General features: G+C 55.0%; 25 protein-coding genes. 13 read left to right on the forward strand and 12 right to left on the reverse strand.

Annotation, left to right across the window (positions count from 1 at the left end; translation table 11 throughout):
- The first annotated feature begins 2 nt into the window (after positions 1-2).
- The 3 genes from IT893_RS04840 (at position 3) to IT893_RS04850 (ending at position 1,681) form a co-directional block, all read left to right on the forward strand.
- Entirely contained in the window at positions 3-491 is a 489-nt protein-coding gene (locus IT893_RS04840) for a 3TM-type holin (RefSeq protein ID WP_197147021.1), read from the forward strand.
- Positions 492-628: 137 nt separating this feature from the next.
- Positions 629-1,099 (forward strand): helix-turn-helix domain-containing protein, encoded by a 471-nt coding sequence (locus IT893_RS04845; protein ID WP_197147022.1) that lies wholly within the window; start codon positions 629-631, stop codon positions 1,097-1,099.
- A gap of 6 nt (positions 1,100-1,105) precedes the next feature.
- The gene (locus IT893_RS04850; RefSeq protein ID WP_120226498.1) at positions 1,106-1,681 is read left to right on the forward strand and encodes a PIN domain-containing protein; all 576 of its coding nucleotides are present in this window, start codon (positions 1,106-1,108) and stop codon (positions 1,679-1,681) included.
- 12 nt (positions 1,682-1,693) lie between these two features.
- On the opposite strand, the gene IT893_RS04855 is transcribed toward IT893_RS04850, so the two are convergent.
- The 5 genes from IT893_RS04855 to IT893_RS04875 all read right to left on the reverse strand — a co-directional run bounded on the left by IT893_RS04855 (position 1,694) and on the right by IT893_RS04875 (position 5,473).
- Complete coding sequence (locus IT893_RS04855; RefSeq protein ID WP_197147023.1) at positions 1,694-2,401, reverse strand: hypothetical protein; 708 nt, start codon at positions 2,399-2,401, stop codon at positions 1,694-1,696.
- Positions 2,398-2,802 carry a hypothetical protein gene (locus IT893_RS04860; protein WP_197147024.1) on the reverse strand — a complete coding sequence of 135 codons (405 nt, stop codon included), beginning with the start codon at positions 2,800-2,802 and terminating at the stop codon, positions 2,398-2,400. The genes IT893_RS04855 and IT893_RS04860 overlap by 4 nt, the downstream gene beginning before the upstream one ends.
- A 4-nt stretch (positions 2,803-2,806) precedes the next feature.
- A complete protein-coding gene (locus tag IT893_RS04865; RefSeq protein ID WP_197147025.1) occupies positions 2,807-4,123 on the reverse strand; it encodes a type II toxin-antitoxin system HipA family toxin in 1,317 nt (438 codons plus the stop codon).
- Positions 4,120-4,380 carry a helix-turn-helix domain-containing protein gene (locus IT893_RS04870; protein WP_197147026.1) on the reverse strand — a complete coding sequence of 87 codons (261 nt, stop codon included), beginning with the start codon at positions 4,378-4,380 and terminating at the stop codon, positions 4,120-4,122. The genes IT893_RS04865 and IT893_RS04870 overlap by 4 nt, the downstream gene beginning before the upstream one ends.
- A gap of 172 nt (positions 4,381-4,552) precedes the next feature.
- Positions 4,553-5,473 carry a PhzF family phenazine biosynthesis protein gene (locus IT893_RS04875; protein WP_197147027.1) on the reverse strand — a complete coding sequence of 307 codons (921 nt, stop codon included), beginning with the start codon at positions 5,471-5,473 and terminating at the stop codon, positions 4,553-4,555.
- Between the two features lie 73 nt (positions 5,474-5,546).
- Between IT893_RS04875 and IT893_RS04880 the strand changes: the two genes are divergently transcribed.
- Entirely contained in the window at positions 5,547-6,464 is a 918-nt protein-coding gene (locus tag IT893_RS04880) for a LysR family transcriptional regulator (protein WP_197147028.1), read from the forward strand.
- A gap of 37 nt (positions 6,465-6,501) precedes the next feature.
- Entirely contained in the window at positions 6,502-6,861 is a 360-nt protein-coding gene (locus tag IT893_RS04885) for a DUF952 domain-containing protein (RefSeq protein WP_064781822.1), read from the forward strand.
- Positions 6,862-6,892: 31 nt separating this feature from the next.
- Here IT893_RS04885 and IT893_RS04890 read toward each other — a convergent pair whose 3' ends face one another.
- Entirely contained in the window at positions 6,893-7,129 is a 237-nt protein-coding gene (locus IT893_RS04890; protein ID WP_197147029.1) for a DUF1413 domain-containing protein, read from the reverse strand.
- Positions 7,130-7,256: 127 nt separating this feature from the next.
- Between IT893_RS04890 and IT893_RS04895 the strand changes: the two genes are divergently transcribed.
- Complete coding sequence (locus IT893_RS04895; RefSeq protein WP_197147030.1) at positions 7,257-7,841, forward strand: exopolysaccharide biosynthesis protein; 585 nt, start codon at positions 7,257-7,259, stop codon at positions 7,839-7,841.
- Between the two features lie 89 nt (positions 7,842-7,930).
- Here the strand turns inward: IT893_RS04895 and IT893_RS04900 are convergent, their stop codons facing one another.
- Positions 7,931-9,043, reverse strand: coding sequence for an NADH:flavin oxidoreductase (locus IT893_RS04900; RefSeq protein WP_197147031.1), 1,113 nt, complete (start codon positions 9,041-9,043; stop codon positions 7,931-7,933).
- Positions 9,044-9,294: 251 nt separating this feature from the next.
- Between IT893_RS04900 and IT893_RS04905 the strand changes: the two genes are divergently transcribed.
- From IT893_RS04905 to IT893_RS04920, 4 genes are all read left to right on the forward strand, one after another.
- The gene (locus IT893_RS04905; protein WP_197147032.1) at positions 9,295-10,431 is read left to right on the forward strand and encodes a quinone-dependent dihydroorotate dehydrogenase; all 1,137 of its coding nucleotides are present in this window, start codon (positions 9,295-9,297) and stop codon (positions 10,429-10,431) included.
- Between the two features lie 18 nt (positions 10,432-10,449).
- Positions 10,450-11,334 carry a TIGR01459 family HAD-type hydrolase gene (locus IT893_RS04910; protein ID WP_197147033.1) on the forward strand — a complete coding sequence of 295 codons (885 nt, stop codon included), beginning with the start codon at positions 10,450-10,452 and terminating at the stop codon, positions 11,332-11,334.
- Positions 11,335-11,397: 63 nt separating this feature from the next.
- Positions 11,398-11,871, forward strand: coding sequence for a hypothetical protein (locus IT893_RS04915; protein ID WP_197147034.1), 474 nt, complete (start codon positions 11,398-11,400; stop codon positions 11,869-11,871).
- Between the two features lie 49 nt (positions 11,872-11,920).
- A complete protein-coding gene (locus IT893_RS04920; RefSeq protein ID WP_197147035.1) occupies positions 11,921-12,379 on the forward strand; it encodes a pyridoxamine 5'-phosphate oxidase family protein in 459 nt (152 codons plus the stop codon).
- On the opposite strand, the gene IT893_RS04925 is transcribed toward IT893_RS04920, so the two are convergent.
- Both IT893_RS04925 and IT893_RS04930 read right to left on the reverse strand, forming a co-directional pair.
- Positions 12,376-13,257: a DMT family transporter gene (locus IT893_RS04925; RefSeq protein WP_197147036.1), complete on the reverse strand. Its 882-nt coding sequence runs from the start codon at positions 13,255-13,257 to the stop codon at positions 12,376-12,378. The two genes, IT893_RS04920 and IT893_RS04925, sit on opposite strands and share 4 nt — an antisense overlap.
- A gap of 157 nt (positions 13,258-13,414) precedes the next feature.
- Entirely contained in the window at positions 13,415-14,269 is an 855-nt protein-coding gene (locus tag IT893_RS04930; protein WP_197147037.1) for a D-amino-acid transaminase, read from the reverse strand.
- 399 nt (positions 14,270-14,668) lie between these two features.
- Here IT893_RS04930 and IT893_RS04935 point away from each other — a divergent pair, with 399 nt between their 5' ends.
- Positions 14,669-15,592: an arylamine N-acetyltransferase gene (locus IT893_RS04935; protein ID WP_197147038.1), complete on the forward strand. Its 924-nt coding sequence runs from the start codon at positions 14,669-14,671 to the stop codon at positions 15,590-15,592.
- Positions 15,593-15,673: 81 nt separating this feature from the next.
- On the opposite strand, the gene IT893_RS04940 is transcribed toward IT893_RS04935, so the two are convergent.
- The 3 genes from IT893_RS04940 to IT893_RS04950 form a co-directional block, all read right to left on the reverse strand.
- Positions 15,674-16,060 carry a c-type cytochrome gene (locus tag IT893_RS04940; RefSeq protein WP_064781830.1) on the reverse strand — a complete coding sequence of 129 codons (387 nt, stop codon included), beginning with the start codon at positions 16,058-16,060 and terminating at the stop codon, positions 15,674-15,676.
- 192 nt (positions 16,061-16,252) lie between these two features.
- On the reverse strand, positions 16,253-18,172 hold the full coding sequence (locus IT893_RS04945; protein WP_197147039.1) for an autotransporter outer membrane beta-barrel domain-containing protein: 1,920 nt from the start codon (positions 18,170-18,172) through the stop codon (positions 16,253-16,255).
- 491 nt (positions 18,173-18,663) lie between these two features.
- The gene (locus tag IT893_RS04950) at positions 18,664-18,972 is read right to left on the reverse strand and encodes a VOC family protein (RefSeq protein ID WP_197147040.1); all 309 of its coding nucleotides are present in this window, start codon (positions 18,970-18,972) and stop codon (positions 18,664-18,666) included.
- A gap of 65 nt (positions 18,973-19,037) precedes the next feature.
- Here IT893_RS04950 and IT893_RS04955 point away from each other — a divergent pair, with 65 nt between their 5' ends.
- Positions 19,038-19,565, forward strand: a complete 528-nt coding sequence (locus tag IT893_RS04955) for a sigma-70 family RNA polymerase sigma factor (RefSeq protein WP_231959681.1) — start codon at positions 19,038-19,040, stop codon at positions 19,563-19,565.
- Complete coding sequence (locus tag IT893_RS04960; RefSeq protein ID WP_156518940.1) at positions 19,562-19,699, forward strand: hypothetical protein; 138 nt, start codon at positions 19,562-19,564, stop codon at positions 19,697-19,699. Before IT893_RS04955 ends, IT893_RS04960 begins: the two co-directional genes overlap by 4 nt.

Genomic DNA, 19,699 nt, shown 5'->3' on the forward strand with positions numbered 1-19,699 from the left:
ACATGATCCCGGCATTGCTCGCCCAGATCGGCCTGCCGCTTTTGATGAAGGCGGTGGGCGCGGGGCTTGATCATATCGACAACCCAATTGCCAAAACCGCGGCCGAGGGCCTGAAACAGGTGGAGGCGGCTGTGACCAAGGGCGACGTCACGCCCGAACAAATAAGCGCGGCCAACCGCCACACCGAACGCATGGCCGAAATCGAACTGGCGCGTGATACCGAAACCCTGAAATCCGTCAACCGCACCATCCGCGCCGAGGTCGCCAGCGAAGACGCGTTTGTCCGCCGCTGGCGCCCCAGCTTCGGCTACGCCGTCGCACTCACCTGGATCATGACCATGGGCGCCATCGCCTACGCCATCATCCTCACCCCGCTTCAAGCCCCGGCGATCATCGCAGCGCTGGTCAATACCAGCCCGATCTGGGGCATTGCGTTGGGTGTTTTGGGGGTGAGTGTTGTGAAGCGGAGTGCGGATAAGAAGATCCAATGATTTCGTTTGTTGCGAATGTTTCGAATATTGCGAATAGATGAGCGCGTGTGTATAAGTAAGAACGCTACAAGAAAAATTGTAGAAAATTTGTAGAAAACTTGTAGCCGTGCGCCGGAAAGTGAAATGGAGATTGCAATATGTCCGCAATTCGCAAAGACGATTTTGGCGGTAGATTGCCCACGCAAATTGAAAGCGCTACTGCCGATCAGCTCCGCCAGATTATCGCATCGCAGACCAAAGAAGGTGAAGATACCAAGCTGACCGTCATGCCCGGTGACGGGGAGCCGAAAACGATTACGCTCAGCCCGGCTTTGACCGAAAGCCTGATGTCTTTGTTGCGTCTGGTGTCCAGTCGTCAGGGCTTTCAGATGATCCCGCTTTCGGCGGAGTTGACGACGCAACAGGCGGCGGATTTGCTGAATGTGTCGCGGCCCTACCTGATCAAGTTGCTGGAGGCCGATGAAATCCCATACGCCACCGTCGGACGGCATCGCCGGATCAAGGCCGAGGATTTGTTTGCCTATAAAGAAGTCCGGGATGCCCGTCGCGCCGCTGCTCTGTCCGAGATGGCGGAGAGGGACGCGGATTTGATCCTCAAGGGATATTAATTCGCCATGACATACCGGTCAGACCATTTTACAGCGCTATTGGATGCATGTGTTCTGGCTGGTGTGTTCAAGCGAAACTTGTTGCTGAGTCTTGCGGAAGCAGAGCTTTTTCGCCCGCGTTGGAGTCCTGTGATCCTTGATGAGATGGAACGGGCAATCACGAAAATTACAAATGGCGAAGTTGATGCTGCGCAAGAACGAGAGAGCGTGGAAACTGCCTTCGAGGAAGCTTGCGTCACTGACTTTGAGCAGTTCATTCCGGCGATAAACCTGCCAGACCCGGATGACCGTCATGTTCTGGCGGCTGCGGTCGCCACACATGCTCAAGTTCTGGTGACAGATAACCTAAAAGACTTCCCAGCAGAAGAGCTTGGCAGGTTCTCAATCGAGCCGAAATCACTTGATGATTTCCTTGCAGATACGATTACTCTGCATGAGCATACAGCTTTCTCAGCGCTTAAGAAAATGCGGCAGCGTTTCAAAAGACCAGCCTTGTCAACCAGCGTGATTATTCAAACAGCGGAAAGTCAGGGTTTGTTGAAAACTGCGCTCTTGCTTAAAGAATACGAGCAGTATTGGTGAAGGGAGCTGGCCTCAGAGCACCAACGCTTCTGATGGATGAGATAAGAAGTAGACTTTCGTAAAGCCTTGCAGATCAAAAGACCTGCTGGTCGTTGGTGAGAGCGTGATTTTCCCACTGTTATTCAGGTGGTTGGCGACCAAAAGTAAGCGTATATCTGGTCCTGCATTCTTACGATAAGTATTCAGCTTTTTGCATTTTGTATCGATTGCGGCTTGAATGAGCTCAATGGGGTCTTGGCTTACCCATCCGACTCTGTCGTTTACAACGTACCAGCGAGAATGAAATTCTTTGGTGACCCAAACCTTGGTGCCGCAACGGAGCAAAAATTGAGTTTGGTAGCCGGTTTCTCTGCTTTCAAGGTTTTCTGCCATTAAGGCTTGATGCAGTTCTTTTAACTCGCATTGAGAGATATTTCCAGCATCTGGCTTCCTAAGGAGCCGAACATGCAAAGCCAAATTAGATTTTTTCTCAAAACTATGAGCAAATTTTTCTAATTTTTTGCTTCGATGTTGTTCTGTCTGTTTTACGGACGATCCTCCTTTGTTCTTGTTTTCATTAAGAAATATTTCCCTTACCTCCAGCCCAAAAATAAGTGCGCCCTCTTTTATGATAAAATCTGGTTTCTCGCGCTGTTCTAAAATTTCCCACGAGGTATTTAGTAGCTGAGATGCTTTGAGCACAAAGTTACGCTCATCACGCTTTTGAGAATCTGAGGTCATTCTTGAGTTCTGCCTCTTTGGAGGTGTTCAAGGAACGCCGTGATATCCTGTGCCGAATACCCCAACAACTCTCCCATCCGCGCGGAATCTGCGTCATGGTCCTTGACCGTCCCAGCGCATAAATTACGACACATAACCAACGCTTCCTCGATCCGCCATTCTTCGCCGGGCAGGGCGAAGAACAAGTAGCGCATGTCATGGGGTGGGCGCGGGATGATTTCTTGGGCGCGGATGATCCGGCCTGATTTGACATGCGGGGCAAAATCGGCTTCGGGGAAATAGTCGCTGACATGAACCGCGTCCGAGAACATTGCCATCGGCTTTGTTCCGGCCAGCATCAATTCCAGTTCTCGGTCATTGTGCGGGCCGATGCCCGGCGGGAGTTCGACATCATCATCCATGGGGTCACCCGAGTTTTCTGATCCAAGCGTCACATCGGTTCGACACATCGTCAATGATCAGATCAAGCCTTGGGCTATCGGCATCCGTGTCGCGCAATTCATTGCGCAGCGGGGTGATGGTTTCGCGCAGTTTTTTTGCCATGGTGAGCAACGCCTTGCGGAGCGCCGTGGGGGAGCTTCCGATCATGCGGGCCTGGGATTCCCAGTGTGACCAGTCCAGTTCGGTCGGGTCAAAGCATCCGCCGATGGATTGGGCGAGGCGGGGGCGCTGGCTTTTGAAGCAATCGCGAAATGCCGCACCATTGTTGACGTCATAGAGCGGACTGATCGCGGTGTGGACATTTGTTGCATTGGCATTTGTCGGGCGTTGCCGGTAGATCAAGGAATAGTTCTTGGCGTGCGCATCCGGGTTGCCGATCAGGAAATTGAAAATCACAAACCCAAGCAGCTTGGGGATATCGCGCGCCGGGATGGTGGAGGCCTGTTTGGTGAGCGTAAACATCGCGGCAAGGTCCGGTCCACCCTGACGTTCATATTTGACATCCGGATTGACGCCAAGTGCCTGACAGAAATCTTCCTGATGCAGGCGGGTCACGCGGACGCCGTTTGATGTCTGGGCATAGGCCCGGTCAAAGCGGGTGACGAACAGGACAGGGCGATCGTTAAACAGGCGGATTTTGGTGTGCGCGGCATCAAGGCCGATCTTGCGCGCAAGCTTCATGCAGAAATGCTCGGTCCGGGTAGAGTCCGGCAGGCGTTCGATATCAACTTTAAGGATATGGGTACTTGGATATCCGCCAAACGGCAGGGAGATTTCCTGTGTGGCTGGATCGATATAAACCGCGGCCTTGTCATTCACCCCGGCCAGCGACAGCACAACTTCATCCTCTTCGATGAAAAGCGGTCTTTGCGGTAGGTCGGCAATGCGTTTGGCAAGATCATCGGTCGAGATTGCCGAAAGACGGGCGTCGGGTTGCAGGGGGCTTTTTGCCTGATCGGGATGGATCAGCATCAAGGCCCCGGCGCAATCGCGCCCGATATGTTCCAGAATTCCAAACTCGTCCGTCGGGGCGACATCAAACAGTGCTGCGATCTGGCGGCGGACATCCTTTTTATCGGGCAAAAGCCCGTCAAAGAACGGTTCAATGGCCTGATGGTCAAACGCACCATCCCGCAGCGGAATGCTTTGCGAAACCGGATAGGCCGCAGGGCTTGCAAGCCATTCCGGGTCATAGGCAAACGACATATAGCCGCGCGCATCGGCGCGCAAAACGCCAACCCGGTCGCGGCCATTGGCAAGGACCAGAAGGGTTTTGGTCATGCCCGGTCTCCGTCCATTTGAGTGGGATCGGGTTCTGATGACATATCCGACCAGTCCAGCATCACCTGACCGCCAAGGGCACGGGTGATATCCAGGATATTGGCAAAGCCCGGATTGTCGGCCTTGCCGGTTTCAAGTTGGCTGAGGAACTTGACGCTCAAGCCCGTGGCAAGCGCCAGATCGGTCTGCGACAGGCCAAGCGCCTTGCGGGCCTTGCGGATTTCCGGGCCAAGCTGATCCATGCGGGTGATGTGCATGGTATCCTCCAAATTTACCTATGGGTAAATTTAGGGGGTTTTGCAGCGAATGTAAAGTGAAGTTTACCTGTAAGTAAAATTATGTGGTTTTGGGCAGATTTTTCGTGAAATTTTACTTTTGGGTAAAATTTGGCGCTTCTGCGAGTGTGCGGAAGCGCCAAAGAGGGGAGGTCTAAAGCGCAATCTCAAGGTTCTTCATTACCTTGCCCTGACCACCTGCCAGAAGGCCGGTGATGCGGTCATCTTTAAGCTCCAGCGTGACCTTGATTTCGCTTGGGGACGGTTCGGTCATGAATTCGCCCTGGGCGATCAGGAAGCTGTCCTTTTTGATTTCTAGTAAATCATGGAGGACGCAGGCCAGCGGGCCGGCGGCCATGCCGGTGGCGGCTTCCTCGGTGATGCCATAGCGCGGGGCGAACATGCGGGTGGTGGCGTCAATCCCGGCATCACCTGTGTCACCGGTGTCGGTGGTAAAGATGTAATAGCCGATCAGGTCCAGTTTCTCGCTGATCGCGTTGATGGCATCCTGATCGGGCGTGATGTTGGCGAGCGTCGCCTGATCTTTCACGGCAATGACGATGAAGTTATTGCCGGTGTTGACCAGAACCGGGCGGGCGCGGTCATCGAGATCATTAGACGTGATCGCAAGCGATTTCAGCACATCATCAAGTGTTACACCTTGATCAATCCAGCGGGCGGCCGGGGTGTAGGTCGGGGCCAGTTGCTCCATATAGGCCATGCCGTGATCAAGGATGATCTTACGCGGGCCATCGACGGTTTCCTTGGAGGTCTCGCCATCGCCAAAGCGTTCGAGTGCGGCGAGATAGGAAAAAGTCGCGATGGTCGCATGGCCGCAATGGGCGATGCGTTTGGTCGGGGTAAAGAAATCAAGCTTTATGCCGCAGGTCTCGGATTTCGAGACAAAGGCGGTTTCCGACAGGCCGACTTTCTGCGCGATGCTGAGCTTTTGCGCGTCGCTAAACTGGTCGGCATCCAGTACGACACCGGCCGGATTACCGCCCTGACCATTTTTCACAAACGCATTAACGATCTGCACCGGGACGGTTTGGGTATTTTGTTGAGATGTACTCATGACTCTATTCCTGCTAAAATCTCTGATGAGGCTGTTTTAAGTGTTTTGTCAGGAATTTCGGACTCATATATAGATGAAGAAACCTCATGAAATGTCGCGGGCGGATCTGATCGGACGGGTGAGCCCCTTGGCCCCGGTGTTGGCCGCGATTGCGCGTGAAAACAGTTTCAGCAAGGCGGCCGAAAAGCTGGGTGTGCATCAGTCGGCCGTCAGTCACCGGATCACCCAGCTTGAAGAGGCGCTTGGCTTTGCGTTGTTTGAGCGCACCACGCGCCAGATCACGCCGACCGAATATGGCCGGGTGCTGTGTGCGGCTGCGCTTGAGACGGTGGGTGTCTGGGACGGGGCGTTTGACCGGCTGGAGAAATTCAGAACGAGCGGCACGGTGCGCCTGTCGGTGGCATCCGCGCTGGCGATGAAATGGGTATTGCCCAATCTGGCGTCGGCACAGGACGCCGGGCTTGAGATTGCCTTGGACGTCAATGACCGGCCGGTGGATTTCAGCGCTGGCACGATGGATGCCGCCATTCGCTTTGGCGCCGGGCCCTATCCCGGTTTGCATTCCAGCTTGCTTAAAAAGGCAGCGATCGTGCCGGTCGCCCGTCCGGGTTATGTCGCCGGGGGCAGGGGGCTTGAAGAGGTTCTTGGCGACAGTGATGTCACCTTGCTTAAGGATGCGGTCGGGGAGCGTGATGGCACGGATTTCAGTTGGGGCTATTATTACGCAAAGGCCGGTTTAAGCCTTGATGCGGATCGCAAGGCGCTTGCGTTTGATCGTGCCGATCTGGTGTTACAGGCCGCAATCAACGGCATGGGCATCGGGCTTGGCCGAACCCTTCTGATTGAGGGCGATATCGCACAAGGGTTTCTTGCGCCGGTTGGTCCGGAGGTTCCCATGAAATCGGCCTATTGGCTGGTCTGCAGTCCGGAATTTTCCAAGACGGAACGGTATGCGAAGCTTTTGGGCTGGCTGAAGGATCAGATGAAATAGGCTTGCCGTTTCGCACGTGTCTGCCTAAATTCCCGCCATGACAAATACAACTGATGACATGATCTATCGCGTATTGGGTTCGGATGAATGGGCAGAAGCGCTCAGTGCCGGACAATATGACGGTGCGCCGCATGATATTGCCGATGGCTTTATCCATTTCTCGACCCAGGATACGCTGGCCGCAACGCTTGCGCTGCATTATGCCGGGCGGGATCACTTGAAATTGCTGCGGGTGCCGGTCGCGCCGATTGCCGCGAAAATCAAATGGGAACCGGCCCGCGGCGGCACGCTGTTCCCGCATCTCTATGATGTTCTGTCCGTGGAGCACGTGACCAAGGTCGATGAAATTCGCCTTGATGAAAACGGTGTTCACATCCTGCCCGAAGATCTGCGTTGATCTGCGCCAGCTCCGCCTGAACGCGCCGGATCTAAATCCCGCACGGCTTCCAAAGATATAATCGCCCGCCGCCTTTCTTCGTGCCGGTATCGATCACGCCGGGCAATTTCCCGGCGCGCACGGCATTCAGGAATGAATGGCCGAGTTTGACCTTGTCGCCGATATAAAGCGCGTCCCAGTCACGCCCATAGATTTCATGGAAATGAAACGGGCCGGGATTTCGCGCGGCAAGGGTTGCTTTGAGTTTATCAAGATCAAGCTGTGTCATGGGGGGATCTCAGCACAGGTGCGGCGTGTCTGCATTGTTCTGGCGCAAATTGGCCGGAAACAAGCGCGCCCGTCAGACGTTGTGGTTTCATGCATAACATTCAGATCCATAGCCGAAAGGCCCGGCCATGAAGGCGCCGAAAAATGCAAAGGTCGAGGATATCGTTGCCCGGATTGGCGAGCGCGCAGAAGGCGACCGCCATGTTTCGGTGGGCGATATCGTGGCCGAGCTGGGGCAACGCAGTCAGGGGCCGTTCCTTCTGGTGCCGGCCCTGATTGGTGTGTCGCCGATTGGTGGCATTCCCTTTGCGCCGACCTTTCTGGCCGCACTCGTTGCCGTGTTTTCCCTGCAAATTATCATCGGACGCACGCATTTATGGTTGCCCGACGTCTTGGCAGATCGGGAAATCGGGGGTGACAAGGTCCGTGTCGGGCTGGAAAAGATTGATCCGGTCGCCAAACGCATGGATCGCTGGTTCGGCGGGCGGTTTGAAAGCCTGATCAGCGGGGTTGCCGTGCGGATTGCGGCGCTGATGTGCCTGCTCCTGTCTCTGTCGATGCCGATGTTTGAACTTGTCCCGTTTGCCGCCATCGCGCCGCTGAGCGCCATTGCCGCCTTTGGCTTGGCGATTTTGGTCAGTGACGGGCTTTTGATGCTGGCGGCCATTGCCATGACCCTCGGTACCGTGGTTTTGATGTTTCAGATCATCTGAGGCATTTAGCCAACGACCCCGCCCGATATGCAAACAGCCCGCCGATGGTTCGGCGGGCTGTTTTTTTTGTGTTTGTGATCGGTGTTAACTTACGCGAGTTCTGCCAGGGCAGAGGCGTTGAAGTCTTCCAGCTGATCATAGGCGCCGCTTTTGACCTTGTTGGCCCACTGGGCGTCGCTCAGAAGTGCACGGCCAACCGCGATCAGGTCAAACTCGCCCTTTTCCATGCGATTGATCAGCTCATCAAGGCTGGCCTTTTCCGATGCTTCGCCGGAGAACGCACCGATAAAGTCCGATGACAGGCCAACAGAGCCCACTGAAATTGTCGGCACGCCGGTCAGCTTCTTCGCCCAACCGGCAAAGTTAAGGCCCTTATCGCCATCAATTTCGGGGAATTCCGGTTCCCAGAAACGGCGTTGGGACGCGTGGATGATATCGACCCCGGCCTCGACCAGCGGGCCGAGCCAATCGGTCATTTCATCGGGCGTGTAAGCAAGGCGGGCGGTAAAGTCCTGCTGTTTCCACTGGCTGACGCGCAGGATGATCGGGAAGTCCGGGCCCACGGCGGCCCGCATGGCGGTCACCACTTCGCGGGCAAAGGTTGAACGTTCCTTGATCGTCTTGCCGCCAAAGCGATCGGTGCGCAGGTTGGTGCCGGGCCAGAAGAACTGATCAATCAGATAGCCGTGCGCGCCATGAATTTCAAAGGTATCAAAACCGGCATTCTTGGCATCCAGGGCGGCCTTGGCAAAGGCTGCGATGGTGTCGGCAATATCAGATTCCGTCATGGCGTTGCCGCGCGGATCATCCGGGCCGACCAGACCCGACGGGCTTTCGACCGGTGCGCCCGGTTCCCAGCCATCCGGTGTGCGGGTTGATCCGGTATGCCAGATTTGCGGGCCCATTTTGCCACCAGCCGCATGCACGGCATCGGCAACGGCCTTCCAGCCCTTCATGGCGGCCTCGCCATGGAAAAGCGGAATGTGCGGAAGGTTACGTGATGCCGGACGATCGACCACGGTCCCCTCGGACAGGATCAGACCAACACCGCCTGCGGCGCGCTTGCTGTAATAATCCGCGTTGGCGGCGCCCGGAATGCCGTCCGGTGCCTTGTTGCGCGTCATCGGGGCCATGACGATACGGTTGGGAAGATCAAGCGTTTTCAGCTTGAAAGGTGTGAAGAGAATGTCGGGTTTTGACATTGGATATCCTTTGATCGGAATTTCTGTTTTGGTCGCTCCTAGATATTCCGGAAATCGCGGCTGTCAATCTGTGGCCACGCGATAAAAACATCGGTGCATGATTTTATGCAGTACAGCACCTGAGATCGTTGATGGACCGGCCATAAGAAAATAACCGGCCGCGTGGCACCACTTAATGCCATTGATCCTTGCCCAAAAGCCCTTGGCCGCGTAAGAAAAGGGCATGTCCTTTCAAGCACGGAGCGTCTCGCGTGGGGTGGTATAAGTCACTGGTTTTGCCGATTGTCCGCTGGATTGATGCCGAGACCGCGCATGGTCTGGCGATCTGGGCACTGAAAAACAATCTGGTGCCGCGCGCGGATGACGCAACCGACGCGACCCCGATGCTCGAAACCGAGGTGTTCGGGCGCAAATTTGCCAATCCGGTCGGGCTTGCCGCGGGCTTTGATAAAAACGCCGAAGTCCCCAACCAGATGCTGTCGCACGGGTTCGGTTTTGTTGAGATCGGCTCTGTCACGCCATTGCCGCAACCGGGCAACCCGAAACCCCGTCTTTTCCGGCTTTATTCCGACCGGGCGGTGATCAACCGCATGGGGTTCAATAACGACGGGGCCGAATTGGTGGCCGCGCGCCTGCGCAAACGTGCGCGGCGTGGCGTTTTGGGGGCCAACCTTGGTAAAAACAAATATTCCGAAGACGCGGCTGATGATTACGCCAAGGGGGTCGAGGCGCTTGGTCCCTATGCCGATTATCTGGTGGTCAATGTGTCCTCGCCCAATACGCCGGGCCTGCGCGCTTTGCAGGGCCGTGCGCCGCTTGAAAAGCTGCTTAAGGTCGTGATCAAGGCGCGGAATTCCTTTGCCAAGGGGGTGCCGGTGTTGTTGAAAGTCGCCCCGGATTTGACCGAGGAAGACAAATCCGACATCGCGGCTGTGGTCACCAAAGTCAAACTTGATGGCATGATCGTATCGAACACCACGATTGACCGGCCGGTCGGGCTTAATTCTTATGATCAGGATGAAAAGGGCGGTCTTTCCGGCCCGCCTTTGATGGAACCCTCGACCAAGGTTCTGGCCGACTTTTACCGATTGACCGAGGGCAAGGTGCCGCTGATTGGGGTTGGCGGGATTGCATCGGGCAAGGATGCCTATGAGAAGATCCTCAATGGTGCTTCGCTGGTGCAGCTTTATTCCTCGCTGGTCTATCACGGTGTGGAGTTGGTGACCGAGATCAAGGAAGACCTTGCACGGCGCCTGCGCAAGGATGGCTTTGCCAATGTATCGGATGCAGTCGGTGCCGCCTTCCCGGAGATTTCGGGCAAAGGCATTCCGGTCGATGAAGCCCGTTCTGCCAAGGCAGCTGTTGCTGCCAAATCAAACAAGAAGTAACACAAGGATCCGGACGGCATGAGCAAGCCCGCGCCCTATGAAATGATCAATGGCCTGTCCGAGGTGATTGGTAAATATGATGCCGTGATCCTTGATCTGTGGGGCGTTGTGCATGACGGGGTGACACCCTATCCAAGCTCGATCGCCGCGATGACAGCCCTTAAGGAAGCCGGTATTCCGGTGGCCCTTCTGTCGAATGCGCCGCGCCGTTCCTCGGTCGTGGTCAACCGGATGGAAGATATGGGCATTTCGCGCGATTTGTATGGCCCGGCGGTGGCATCGGGCGAGGTTGCCTATGCCCAGCTCGTCGCGCGATCCGATCCCTGGTACGCCAAGCTGGGTCGCAAGGTCCTGATGGTCGGGCCGGTGCGCGATATGTCGATGTTTGAAAATCAGGATGTCGAAATCGTCACCGAGGTCGATGATGCCGACTGGGTTCTGATCACCGGCCCGAACGAGGATCATGATCAGGTGTCGAAATACGAAGACCTTCTGCATGCGCTGAAGGCCCGCGACCTGCCGGTGCTGTGTCCCAACCCGGACCGTGAAGTGATCCGCGGTGGCAAACGCATCATTTGTGCCGGTGCCATTGCCGGGCGTTACGAAGAACTGGGTGGCAATGTCCGCTGGGAAGGCAAGCCGTTGGCAAGTGCCTATGACTTCTGCCTGCAGATGTTTGATAAGGGCCCGGATGCCAAGCTTCTGGTCGTCGGCGACAGCATCTCGACCGATATTGCTGGATCCAACAATGCCGGTCTGGATGTCGCACTCGTCACCGGCGGCATCCACGCCGAAGAACTCGACGCGCCGCGCGGTACGCTGCCGGAACGCGAAAAGCTTGATGCGCTTCTGGCCGCCACGGGCCGTCACATCACCTATGCGATGGGGGATTTCTGCTGGTAGCAGTTAGGTTGCTCTTGGCATAATCAAGCTTGTTTTTGACGGCCAATTTATCTTGGAACTCGAATGGTTACGTTGGCTAACGTGTACGAGAAGTTCGGTGAAGTTTCTGAGGCCGCCCAGCTTCTGGAAACTGAACTCGGAACAATGCTGTTTACGCATGAATGTTTGGATGCCGACCTAATTCGAAACCCTGATTCAGCCAAAGCCAGTGAGATTGTTCAAAAGGTGAACAAACACACGCTTGGTCGTTTGATTTCCGCTTTAAAAGCAAAGCAGAAAGATTCTGCGGTTTCTGCGGAAATGCTTGAGACTGCTTTGCGTGCAAGAAATTTTTTAAGCCATTCCTTCTATCGGTATCACAACTTTCGGCGAAACTCTTCTGAGGGTCGTGAGCTGATGCTGAATGATTTAGAGCGGCTCCATAATGAAATCCTTGCCGCATATTTGGCTCTATTATCTGCTTCTGGTATAGATATAGATGGGCAAATTGCATCGGGCGGAAACTCGCAGCTTCCGACGCGATGGGTGAAAATTTAGCATGTCATTTAGGTGTGGGCAGTCCTATGTATTCGGAAGGGAAACGGGCATGCTAACCGATGAGATCCGCGACTATGCCAATCGTTCGGTTCTCTGCTGGCTGGCGACAAGTTCTGATGCCGGACCGTCGGTCAGCCCCAAGGAAATCTTTGCGTGTTTTGGGGATGACCGCATCATCATCGCCAATATTGCTTCCCCGCAGTCGGTTGAGAATATCGCGCGCAATCCGCATGTTTGCGTGAGTTTCGTTGATGTTTTTTCGCAACGCGGCTGGCAGCTTTATGGCGCGGCGACCCTGATGCGCAAAGGTGACGCCGGGTTTGAAGAACGCCAAGCCATCCTGCAGGACATGGCAGGCAACGCCTTCCGGGTGGCGACCCTGTTTGATGTCACGGTCACCAAGGCGAATGAAATCCTCGCCCCCAGTTACCGGTTTAAAAACGACGTGCATGAGGCCGACATGCGCGAAAGTGCGATGCGGACCTATGGCGTCAAACCGCGCGACTAGTTTTCCGCCGCCACCTTGCTTTCGCGGAAGATCACGAAAAGCCCGCTTGCGGTAATGATGGCTGCCCCGACAAAGGTCAGAACATCGGGCGTTTCACCCCAGAACATCCAGCCAAGTGCGGTTGCCCAGATCAGGGCCGTGTAATCGAATGGTGCCACCGTCGGGGCCTCGGCAAAGCGGAAGGCCTGGGTGATCATGGTCATGCCAAGCGAGCCACAGAGCGCAATCGCCAGAAACAGCCAGATGTCCTCCGCCCGGACCGGGCTCCAGACAAAGATCACCGGTATGCTGGTCAGGATCGCGCTGGTCAGGCTGAGATAAAGCAGCAATGTCCACATGCTTTCGCGCGTATCGACAAAGCGCGCGCTTAGCATCAGGATCGCATAGGTAAACGCAGTCGCAATCGGCAGGAGCGATATCAGCTCAAACGTTGCGGCACCAGGCCGGACAATTACCAGAACCCCCAGAAAACCAACACTAACCGCAAGCCAGCGCCGCCAGCCGACCCGGGCAATGAAGATTGCCGACAGTGCGGTGATAAATAACGGTGCGACAAAGGCCAGTGCTGTGGCTTCGGCAAGACCGAGGTGGTGGATGCTGGTAAAGAACATCACGGTGGCGGCAATCCAGACGACACCGCGCATGAAATGCACGTGAACGCGGCTTGACCGCAAGCTGCGAGAACCGCCCATTTTGAGCGCCACCATAAAGGCAAAGGGAAGGGCGATGATGTTGCGCAGGAAGATGATCTGGATCGGGGAATAATGATCCATCAGGCTTTTGGCCAGCGCATCATTGATACACAGCGCTGCCACCCCGCCACACATCGTCATGATGCCGACAAGGTTGTTCTGGCGGGAAGACGTTTGCGTGGCCAATGGGGCTTCCTAGTTGGTGGTGGCGTTAGCTTTCAGCTTTACGGGAATTGTTGCGATGAGGCCAGCAGTTAAGCAAAAACGCCGCCCGAAAGTGGGCGGCGTTTCGCGGTTTGATCGGCTTTGAGGAGACGATCATCTCAGATGTTATTTGATCGGATCAGATCGCCATCTTGCGGTTGGCGTCGATATAGATCTCGCGCAGGCGCTTGGCGACCGGGCCGGGAACACCATCGCCGATCTTTTTGTCGTCAATTTCGACAACCGGGCAGACAAAGGCCGAGGCCGAGGTCGAAAAGGCTTCAGCCGCGTTCTGGGCTTCTTCGATGGTGAAGTGGCGTTCTTCGACTTTGAGCTGAAGCTCCTCGGCGCATTTCAGGACCGCCGCACGGGTGATGCCGTGCAGGATGTCGGTCGACAGTTCACGGGTGACGATTGTGCCGTCCTTGGTGACGATATAGGCGTTGTTGCTTGACCCTTCGGTGACATAGCCATCCAGCACCATCCAGGCATCATCCTTGCCCTTGGCAGCCGCATCGGTTTTGAGAAGCGACGCATAAAGAAGCTGGGTGGTCTTGATGTCGGACCGGCGCCAGCGGATGTCGGGGAAGGTCACGATCTTTTGGCCGCGTTCGGCAAGGGCCGATTTGATCAGGGATTTGCTTTGCGTGAACATCACGATGGTCGGCGGCGTTTGCGGGTCGATCGCGAAATCTCGATCACCGGCCGAACCACGCGAAACCTGCAGGTAGATCAGGCCTTCGGTGATGTCGTTAAGCTTCACCAGTTCACGGTGGGCTTCAAGAAACTGGTCAATATCGGGCTTGAACTGGAACTTGAGCTCGGCAAGCGAGCGTTCGAGGCGCTTCATGTGACCCGTAAAGTCAATCAGCTTGCCATCAAGCACCGAGGTCACTTCATACACGCCGTCGGCGAACAGGAAGGATCGGTCAAAAATCGAAATCTTTGCTTCGGTTTCCGGCAAAAACTCGCCGTTCACATAAACAGTGCGCATGGTTATTTCCCTGTCTGGCAAGCGGACCCTTCGCGATCCGTCTTGGGTGGATAAAGCGACGTTTCCAAAGACCCGTTCGCGCACGGCCAGTGCCATCGCGATCATTGGCTTGTTCGGTTTCTCCGCTCTTTAGAGTCTCAAATATCACAGGGGGACGCAATCTGTCGCGCAAAAGCTCTATATCGTGCGTGTAAAAGGTGAATTGTTGCTTGAATGGGCCGTGATCATGGGGTGAATGCTGTGAGTGGGGCCGTGATTTCAGATATTATTCGCAGATTATTCGATTTAAAGTTTTTCGATTTTTTGCGTTTGACCGTAACATAGGTTGAGGTTTTATCGTCCTGCTTCATGAGATCAAACGATGATGAAAAGACATCGTCAAAGGAATGGAGCCTTGTGATGAATAGCCACCAGCCCGTCACCCATAACGCCCCGGTCGCACCAGACCATGACACTTTGCAAAGCCGGATCAATGCCAGTTGGGCCGCCCCGATCAAACGCCCGAGGCAGGAAGTGGATCTGGATGCCTATTTCGCCCGGATCGGCTATGACGGCCCGCGCGAAGCAACGCTGGAAGTTTTGCAAACCCTGCATGCGATGCATCCGGCAACCATCCCGTTCGAAGCGATTGATGTCTTCAACGATACCCCGATCAGCATCGATCCGGAGCGCGTCGATCAAAAGCTGATCCATGACGGGCGGGGTGGCTATTGTTTTGAGCAGAACGGCCTGTTTCGCCGGGTGTTGTGCAGCCTTGGCTTTGAGGTCGAAGGTCTGGCCGGGCGGGTTTTATGGGGCTATGGCCCGAATGATCTGCCCCGTCCACGCTGCCACATGGCCAACCGGGTGATGATTGATGGCGAAGCATGGCTGGCCGATGTTGGGTTGGGCGGCTGTGTGCCAACCGGGCCGTTATTGCTTGATATCGAAACGCCACAAGCAACCCCGCACGACACATACCGCGTGACCAAGGGGGCGCACAGCTATCGGATTGAACTGGAACGCGATGGCGTTTGGAAGCCGGTGCATGAGATCGATATCGCGCCTGTTTCAAATATCGATTACGAGGTCATGAACTGGTACGCATCCGATCACCCCGACAGCGGATTCTGCAAGACCCTGATGGTCGCACGCTCTGCCCCGTTTGCCCGCTTCACCCTGCTTAATAACCGCCTGACCATCCGGCTGGTCACCGGCGAGGAAGAACAACATACGCTCAGTGTTGGGGATATTCCCCAAACGCTCAAAGACATCTTTGGCATCGAGCCGGACCCGGCCTGGCGCGGCGCCTTTGCCAGATTGGTCAATCACAGTCACGTATAAACGACTGTGCGGTGTTTATCGGGCTGTGAATGATCAAGGGCGGGGCGTTTTTGCTCCCCGCCCTAATTACCTTCAAACGGCTTATTTGCCGGCCTTCGCATTGGCCTCGTTTGTCAGGCTTTCCATATAGCTCAGCAGATCGGCGATGCTTTGGGAGGTAAAGGAAAATTCCGGCATGGTCATGTTGTCATGCGAAACCGTGATGCCTTCTGCCAGGGCTTCTTCAAGGTTTTCGAGCGGCCAGCGTTGCCCGAAACTGGCAAGGGCCGGGGCGGTGGTGACGTTCGGATCGGGCAGGGGATCGCCTTCGAATTTGGTGTGACAGCGCAGGCAGGTCTGCTCGGCAATTGATTGCCCGCGTTCGACATCGCCATATGCCTCGCCCTTGTGCGCCATGTAATCGCTGATCCCCCACATGCCCAAGGCCACAACACCGGTCAACAGGATGACAAGGCTGGTTTTCTGCATGGCGGGCTCCCGGATGGCGATTTTGAATGTGTTCTAATCACCTGTATAGCAAGCCAAGGTAACGAAATTCCTAAGCTTTCTGGCGGTTGTTACGACGGGTTGATGTCGGGTTATGAGCGGTTTGGGGCGATAGCGGTGCTGGCATGAGAGAATAAAGGGATGGCTTTGTGACATCCCTTTACACGCGTGAGATCAGTTTAGCGGAATGTCGAGCCCTATCCGGAAGGTGCTTGCCTGGGTTGAGCTTACATCCTGATTAAATGAAGATTTGAACTTGCTGTTATCCGGCAGGAAACCGAAAGTTACCGGCGTGTTTGCAATGATTTCAAAGCTATGGGACTCATAGTTCGCTAGGCCAATGCCGTCATAGGCATATTTGGCGTAGATACTTCCGCCATCTTCAAAGGTGATGTCTCCGCCAAGTTCCGCTCTGGCGCGCAGCTTTTCGGTATCTACTTGGCTTCCGTTACTATGTGCAATCGGTGGTGCCCGGAAATCCCAAATGCCGCGAAGAGCAACGAATGGCCGATATGTTGGGCCATCTTCGACTTGCAAAACGCGAACAATTTCCGGGCCGAACGTAAGGTTGCCGAAGGTTATTGTCTGGGCTTCGATCCGCTCCCCGCCAAAGTTTGTGTATGCTTTTTGTTCTTCACGGAAGTAGTTGATGCCGATCTGCGGATAAAATTCCCAATTTTCTGAGCGGATGTCGCCGGTCAGATTGGTTTCCAACTGTGAGCGTTCACCGTCATATTTGTCCCATCCCCGGCCGAGCGGATTGATCTTGTTTTTTGATTTACCCCAGGCAACGCGACCATCCCAAATCAGGTTTTCATCCAGTCGAGAGACCATATAGGGCCCGACCATCCAGCCTTTTCCCTCACCATGGCTGTCTTGGCCAGTGGCAGTCGATTTGTACAGGTCATATTGGCCAAGGATGCCAACCATCGTGTCTTTATCAACACGATAGTCGATGCCCGTCATAAACAGGCCGAAATCGCTGTCTCCTGCTGTGCCACCCCGACTATCATTAATGCCTTCCCATCTGCCCTTCACCCACAGGTTCATCGGGCTTTCAAAATTGGAAAACGCGCTGGGCGGGAGACCACCTGTATTTTGCTCTCCGGCAGCCAGTTCTCCCGTCCAGTTCATCACGCTATTGAGATTTGCTGCAAAGTTGCCTCTTCCTTCGTTCAACTCCAGTGCAACCGGTAAAGTCAAACCTGTGGATTCCGTCAAGGCATTCCCGAATGCGGCGCTGTCGCCAAACAAACCGCCAAGGCTGCCGCCGCCACGGCCAAATCCGCGTCCGGTAATCAATCCGGAAAGGCCAACACTTTGCGACGTCATGTTTCTGATATGCGTAGCAAGTACAGTCTTGATCGCAGACTGGGATTCTTCAAGGTTCCCGGCGGGGGCAAGTGTGTTGTCAAACAGCTTTAGGCTTGCTGTTCCTTTCACCGTGCCGCCTGAGTTGCGCAAGGTAAAGGAAATGAAAATATCGCGCCCGGCAATCTGGGGAAGATTGATCGTTAGGGATTGTCCTGCAATGGTGTTACCGCTCAGAATTAGTCCGTCGAAATTAGCAAATGATCCCGGCGTCGTTCCTTGTTGGATGGTGACGGTGAGCGACGATCTTCCTTGGGGCGATCCCGAGAAGGTTGCCCAAGTCAGGTCACCAGTGCCAGCGCCGCCCGCACTCGCTTCGAGAGAAATGTTGGCGTCACCAAAGGTCGCCCCGCCACTCAGCGAGATTTCCAGCGTATCGCCCGCTGCAAATCCGGATGGTGCCGGATTTGCCTCCTGGAAGAAGGTCAAGCTGTCGCCGGACACTCTTTTGCTGGCTTCGGTTGTAATCGTCTGTGTCGGTGTCGCCGCACTGCCACCCGCGTTTGTTACGCTGTAGGCATAGGCGCTATTGGGCGCGACAAGCAAAAATAGTACACCACTGCAGAGCCGCGCGAAGTTGGTTTTTATCTGCGTTGTCGATTTTGTTTTTTTGTATCGTATTGTTTCACGTTTTATATTTATTTTCAGTGCGTTGTTGGTAAACGCAGTTATAACAAGCAATGCCCGCAACAATATGTGGCCAGACTTAAAACAGCTTTCCATAGCTCAATCGTTCTCCCAGACAATGCGTTCTACGCCGCTGTTGTCTTCTGGCTGCTCTCACAGCAAACAGGGTCATCGTGTTCATGCCATAAGGTTTGCCTTATGAACTGCATCGGGGATGAGAAGAGCTCTGAAAGTCTGCTCTGTTTGCGCCTGATCACATCATCGGATTGCAAAACGCCAAGTTTTTTACCCGGGTCAATGCTTCAACGGTTATCCGCCAGACAGGTCTTTGTCTGATGCATGAATTTCCATCACGCAAAGACACCTTGAAGATCGGCTAAATTTTCAAGTGAACAAGAAGCGCTTCAATCCCCGCGCAAAAAATTAAGCTGCATTTCCGATAAAGAAACATGCAATTTGGTGCGGGCATACGTTTGCTGCGCTTTGGGGATACTCTGGACGCTTTATGGATATCGCACCCGGTTTCTAGTGCCGGCTCGACCATTTGAATGAGTCCGGACCCTAGAACAATAGACGTCGAACGTGCGTTAGAGGCAGGCGAGTGCGCGGCTGGAGATCGATACCGAATTCTTTGCCGGGTCCTTGAGGTTCGCGAACTGGTAGCTGTCGGCCTGATGGATCGGTCCGACATCGACCCCGGATTTGATCAGGGCGTCTCGGGTGCTTTCGACATCCTCGACTTCAAAGACCAGTTTGATCAAAGACTGGCCCGCTTTCTGACCTTTGCCTGCCGGATGCAGCATCAGGATCAGGCCCCCATCGGCACGGCGCAGTTCGATGATGCGATCATCGTCTGATGGATAGGGTGTTTGATTGCTGTTGATAATCAGTATCATTTGCGCTAAGCGTGTCATCCCATGCGGGCACGGGGCTTGCCCACATTGTGCAAAGGACATTCTGATTGGCTTCGAACGCGACATCAAATGTGACGTCATTGGCGCTGTTCATGCGCCAAAGATCCGCACTTGTGAACTATGCCAGCAGCATCATCGGCAGCCGTGTACAGGCCGAAGATCTGGTGCAGGAAGCATGGTTGCGTTTTGATGCGGCGACCAAGGGACGGTTTCTGGACGACACCACCGGTTATTTGTACCGGATCGTGCGCAATCTGGCCCTTGATAGCAAACGCCAGATTGCCCGTGAAAGCAGCCTGACCGCCGCATCTGATTATGACGTTGCCGTGCAAACGCGCGCATCCGACAGCCCAGACCCGGAAACGGTTGCGGTGTACAAGGATGAATACGCGATTTTGATGCAAGCCCTTTCTGAGCTGCCCGAACGCACGCGCATTGCGTGCGAGATGCATCGGGTGGGCGGGGCGAAACTGCGCGAGATTGCCGACTATCTCGATATTTCCGTGCCGCTTGCTCATAAGCTTGTGTCTGAGGGAATTGATCATTGCCGTGAACGGCTGGGTGGCTGGCCATGAGGATCATTCATTGCCCAACCAAACAGTTTGGCCTTGCAGAAATTTGCGCCATAACCCGCACAGATGGTGACGCGTTGCGTGATATCGGCTATATCGCCCTGATCGCACCAGGCGGTGCAACGGGGGCGCAATAG

It is taken from the genome of Thalassospira sp. A40-3, assembly GCF_015871485.1.
In the GTDB taxonomy this organism is placed as follows: Bacteria; Pseudomonadota; Alphaproteobacteria; order Rhodospirillales; family Thalassospiraceae; genus Thalassospira; species Thalassospira tepidiphila.